General features: G+C 50.7%; 1 protein-coding gene and 1 pseudogene. Both read left to right on the top strand.

Annotated elements, in window-relative coordinates:
• Positions 1-168: 168 nt before the first annotated feature.
• Positions 169-735 carry an L-threonylcarbamoyladenylate synthase gene (locus tag VN105_RS06475; RefSeq protein WP_325639077.1) on the top strand — a complete coding sequence of 189 codons (567 nt, stop codon included), beginning with the start codon at positions 169-171 and terminating at the stop codon, positions 733-735.
• Positions 736-804: 69 nt separating this feature from the next.
• A pseudogene (locus tag VN105_RS06470) lies at positions 805-1,672 on the top strand (CCA tRNA nucleotidyltransferase); the annotation flags it as partial.

The raw sequence follows: 1,672 nt of genomic DNA, 5'->3' as shown, positions 1-1,672 counted from the left end.
CCGCAGGACCCTGTATCTATAGCGGATGCCATGACGCAGGTGACCACAAATCCTTCCCTGGTAAAACAAATGCAGCAAAAAGGATGGCAGCACGCACAGCGCTTTACCCCCGATAAATGCGCCGCCGCCATGATGAAAGTATATAAACAATTAAATAAGAAAATATAAATGTTTGAAGACGATATCAGTGCAGCCATGCCGGTACTGCGGTCCGGCGGACTTATCCTTTATCCTACAGACACCATCTGGGGCATCGGCTGCGATGCCACCGATGAAGCAGCCGTACAGAAAATTTTTGCCCTCAAAAAAAGAAGCGAAAGCAAAAGCCTGGTAATATTGCTGGCAGATGTGAAAGACCTGCTGCATCATGTGGCAAATCCCCGCCCCGATATGGCCGATATCATCGCGGGGTTTACCCGCCCAACTACCGTTATTTATGAAGGCGCGCTCGGACTGGCGCCCAACGTGATCAGCGAAGATGGCAGCATTGCCATCCGCATCGTGAAAGACCCGTTCTGCCGCCACCTTATCAAAAGGCTCCGCAAACCCTTGGTGTCCACCTCCGCCAATATTAGCGGGGAACCCTCCCCGGCCAGCTTCCGCGAGGTAGCTGCAGCCATCCGGAATGGCGTAGATTATGTGGTGAAACACCGGCAAAATGAAGATACCGCCGCCGTGGCTTCCCGGATCATCCGGATAAACAAAGACGGTTCAATCGTGATAATCCGGGATTAAAATTGTTTATTTATTACCTTTGCGCCCTGGTTTCCGACAAAGAATAAAAATTAACAGGAATATTTAAATATGATCAGCAGCAAGCCGTTGGACATACCCTGCTCCCTGCAGGAAAGAAAAGTGCTCGAAAAGATAGCATTGGCCGCCCACGAACTGGGCGTTCCCGCTTATCTGATCGGGGGCTTTGTGCGGGATAAACTGCTCGGAAGAAAAACAAAAGATATGGACATTGTATGCGTTGGCGATGGTATCGCCCTCGCACACAAAGTGGCAGAAAGATTAGGCGACAACCTTCCCGTTAACTTCTTCAAAACCTATGGCACGGCCCAGGTGAAACTGAACGACCTGGAAATAGAATTTGTAGGCGCCCGCAAGGAAAGCTACCGCGAAGAATCCCGCAACCCCCAGGTATCCGCCGGAACCCTGCAGGATGACCAGAACCGCCGCGATTTTACTATCAACGCCATGGCCATCAGCCTCCGCGACATAGATTACGGCTCCCTGCTCGATCCCTTCGAAGGACTCAGCGACCTCGATAAGAAGATGATCCGCACACCCCTGGCGCCGGCACAAACCTTCAGCGATGATCCCCTGCGCATGATGCGCGCCATCCGGTTCGCATCCCAGCTGCAGTTCACCATAGAAGAAACCGCCTTCACCGCTATACAGGAAAATGCAGAACGGATCAGGATCATTTCCCAGGAACGGATCTCCGATGAGTTCAATAGAATAATGCTCTCGCCTAAACCTTCTGTAGGACTAGATCTCCTGTATAAATCCGGCCTGCTCAAAATTATTTTCCCCCAAATGATCGATATGGTAGGCGTGGAGATGTACGAGGGAAAAGGACATAAAGATAATTTTTATCATACCTTGCAGGTGGTAGATAATATATCGGAAAATACCAGGGACCTTTGGCTGCGGTGGGCAGCACTGT

Origin of the sequence: Chitinophaga sp. (genome assembly GCF_035564935.1) — a bacterium.
Taxonomy (GTDB): Bacteria; Bacteroidota; Bacteroidia; order Chitinophagales; family Chitinophagaceae; genus Chitinophaga.
This window is presented reverse-complemented; position numbering and strand designations above follow the sequence as displayed.